The sequence below is a fragment of the Promineifilum sp. (SeqCode) genome (genome assembly GCF_041918635.1).
Taxonomy (GTDB): Bacteria; Chloroflexota; Anaerolineae; order Promineifilales; family Promineifilaceae; genus Promineifilum.
In genome coordinates, this window is sequence record NZ_JAYRVJ010000103.1 from 1 (window position 1) to 1719 (window position 1719).

Consider the following 1719-nt stretch of genomic DNA (forward strand, 5'->3'; position numbering starts at 1 on the left):
ATTAGGCAGATTTTTCCAGATGTACGACCATATCGCCCGCTACTACGACCTCAGCCACAACCGCCTGACGGACGACATCCCCTATCTGCTGGCGCTGGCGCGCGAAACGGAGGGGCCGCTACTGGAATTGGGCTGCGGCAGTGGCCGGCTGCTGTCCCCGCTGGCCCGCGCCGGCTTCCACGTCACCGGCGTGGATAGCTCGCCGGAGATGCTGGCGCGGGCCCGTGTGCGCCTGGCCGGAGAGCCGGCCGACGTGCGCGCCCGCGTCCGATTGGTCGAGGGGGACGTACGGACGCTGGCCTTGCCGGACGCCGCGCCGTTCACCCTGGCCTTTTTCGGCTACAACACCTTCATGCACCTGAACGAGGTGGGCGCGGGGACGGCGCTGCGGCGCGTGCGCCCGCTGCTGCGCCCCGGCGGCCGGCTGTTCATCGACGTGGACAACCCGCTCCTCCTCTCGGTGGTGGCCGACGACCCCGACTTCGTGCTGGAGGACGAGCTGCGCGACGAGACGACCGGCGAGACCATCCGCCAGTTCACCGCCTACGAGTCGGCGCCGGTGGAACAGGCTGTTGACGTGACGTGGGTCTACGAGTCAACCGGCGACGCGGGGCGCGCGAAGGCCAGGCTGCGCTATCACTACCTCTACCCCCACCAGTACGATCTATTGCTGGCGCTGACCGGCTTCCGGCTGATCGCCCTCGCCGGCGACTACGACGGCGCGCCGTTCGATGAGGAAAGCGACCGGTTGCTCATTTTGGGAGTGGCGAGCGAGGAGTGAGCGGGGGAACAGGGGGGCGGGGGAGCCGGGGAGCAAGCGATCCAGGCTTCTGGGAAAGCAACTACCGCGCCGGCCGGCTGCCGTGGGATTTGGGCGGGCCGACGCCCGTCTTTGAGCGGCTGATCGCCAGTGGGCGCTACCCGCCAGGCCGGCTGTTCGTCCCCGGCGCGGGCACGGGGCACGACGCCCGCCTCTTCGCCCGCCACGGCTTCCAGGTGACGGCGGCCGACTTCGCCTCCGGCGCGGCGCGGGCTATGCGCGCGCTGCAAGACCCGGTCGCGCCGCTCATCATTCTGCAAGCCGACCTGTTCGACCTGCCGCCGTTCCTGATCGGGTTGTTCGACTACGTGTTGGAGTACACCTGCGTCTGCGCCATCGACCCGGCGCGGCGGGCGGCGTATGTGGACGTGGTGACCGGGCTGCTCCGGCCGGGCGGGGTCTACCTGGCGCTCCTCTGGCCCACCGGCGCGCGTCCCGGCGGCCCGCCCTACCCCGTCGAGCCCGGCGCGCTCATCTCCCTTTTCGCGGCGCGCGGCTTCACCCTCCTGGAGCGGGAGACACCCCCAGACTCCATCCCAGAACGGCGCGGCGACGAGGAGTTGCTCGTGCTGAAGTTGACAGTTGATAGTTGTCAGCAATCACTGACAACTATCAACTGTCAACTATAAACCCTCCACATCGAGCAACAACCCCAACTGCGCCACCGCCTGCCGGAACGCCTCCCACTCGCCGTTGCGAACGACCACGGCCAGCTCGCCCAACGTTTCGGCGATGTAGTCGCGGGTCTTGGGGTTGGTGCGCAGCGTCTCCAGGATGGCCGCGTCGCCGACGCGCAGGACGACCACCCCTTGCAGCCGCCCCTCGACGCCGTGTTCGGCCCAGCGGGTGATGCCGCGCCGGACGCTGACAGGCACGGGCCGGCCGCTGGCGCTCTCCAG

Annotated in this window: 2 protein-coding genes and 1 pseudogene; 2 read left to right on the forward strand and 1 reads right to left on the reverse strand. The window is 69.5% G+C overall.

The genetic code is table 11. The features are described 5' to 3' along the window. Positions 1–781 (forward strand): class I SAM-dependent methyltransferase (locus tag ACE3UY_RS03445; RefSeq protein WP_374686154.1); only part of this gene is annotated, 781 nt, incomplete at its 5' end. Next, positions 778–1449 carry a methyltransferase domain-containing protein gene (locus ACE3UY_RS03450; RefSeq protein ID WP_374686155.1) on the forward strand — a complete coding sequence of 224 codons (672 nt, stop codon included), beginning with the start codon at positions 778–780 and terminating at the stop codon, positions 1447–1449. The genes ACE3UY_RS03445 and ACE3UY_RS03450, both read left to right, overlap by 4 nt. Here the strand turns inward: ACE3UY_RS03450 and ACE3UY_RS03455 are convergent. Then, positions 1444–1719 (reverse strand): annotated as a pseudogene (locus ACE3UY_RS03455) (hypothetical protein); the annotation flags it as partial. The gene ACE3UY_RS03450 and the pseudogene ACE3UY_RS03455 overlap by 6 nt on opposite strands.